Origin of the sequence: Sphingobacterium shayense, assembly GCF_013179575.1 — a bacterium.
GTDB lineage: Bacteria > Bacteroidota > Bacteroidia > Sphingobacteriales > Sphingobacteriaceae > Sphingobacterium > Sphingobacterium shayense.
Map to the genome: position 1 here is coordinate 1 of NZ_JABMCQ010000323.1, position 1367 is coordinate 1367.

The following is a 1367-nucleotide window of genomic DNA, read 5'->3' on the forward strand; positions in this document are numbered from 1 at the left end:
CAGAAATACTTTAGCAGGGATTGTCCGTGCCCATATAGCCGCTAAAAACAAAAACATCCGTTTTATTCCCGCGTGTAGATTAGATCTGCTAGACGGCCCTAGTCTTTTAGCTTTTCCAGAGAACAAAGCAGCATACAATAATTTATCAAGCCTATTAACAAAGGGAAATCTAAGAGCTGAAAAAGGTTCTTGTCATCTTTATAAATCTGATGTATACGATCATGCCGAAGGAATTACCTTTATTGCTCTACCGCCAGCAACGTTAAACAACGACTTTGATTTCGATGAAACATACCTCCACGCTTTAAAAGAGTATAAGGAATCCTTTGGAACAAAGCTCTATATCGGTGCAGCATTTTTGTATAGCGGCGATGATCAAAAAAAATTATACCGGCTATGGCAACTAGAAGACAAATTAAACATTCCTCTTGCCGCACTTAACGATATACATTACCACAACCCCGAGCGTCGGCAACTACAAGATATATTAACCTGTGTGCGCGAGAAATGTACCATCCAATCTGCAGGATTGAAACTACATGCCAACGCGGAACGTTACCTAAAAGCTCCCAAAGAGATGTATCGGATTTTTCGTCAATACCCACATGCATTAGCAAACAGTTTAGCAATAGCCGATGCTTGTAAATTCTCCCTCGAGGAACTTGAATATATTTATCCAGAAGAAATTGTCAGCGAGAATCGATCCCCAATGGAAGAACTAACAATGCTCACATGGAAGGGGGCTCATGAACACTTTGGAGACTCCATTCCGGATACATTACGCTCGACTTTGGAATTGGAGTTAGCGTTTATTAACAAAAAGAATTATGCCTCCTATTTCTTGACTGTATATGACCTAGTACGTTTCGCGAGGGAGCGTGGAATACTTTGTCAAGGACGTGGATCAGCAGCCAATTCCGCAGTATGCTATTGCCTAGGTATTACAGCGGTGAATCCCACAAAATTTAAGCTTCTCTTTGCCCGATTCATGAGTGAAGCGAGAGATGAACCTCCTGATATCGATGTAGATTTCGAACATGAAAGACGAGAAGAGGTCATACAATATATCTACACGAAATACGGCCGGCATAGGGCCGGCATCGTCGCTACAGTAACACAGGTCCATTGGAAAGGCGCTGTTCGGGATGTTGGAAAAGCAATGGGGCTTTCGGTTGATGTACTTGATAAACTATCCAAGTCAGCTTATGAATTTACCGACGACTGGTTTTCTACAAAAGGATCTACTACAGATGGATTTGATGCAAACGATCTCCATTTAAAAAAGACACTTGAACTGACAAACACCTATATAGGCTTCCCGCGGCAGCTTGGTCAACATACTGGAGGTTTTGTGATCACCCAAAACA

Annotated in this window: 1 protein-coding gene; it reads left to right on the plus strand. The window is 41.9% G+C overall.

The window, feature by feature from the left end:
- A partial coding sequence (locus HP439_RS19110) for an error-prone DNA polymerase family protein (RefSeq protein WP_484592856.1) occupies positions 1-1367 on the plus strand: 1367 nt, incomplete at both ends.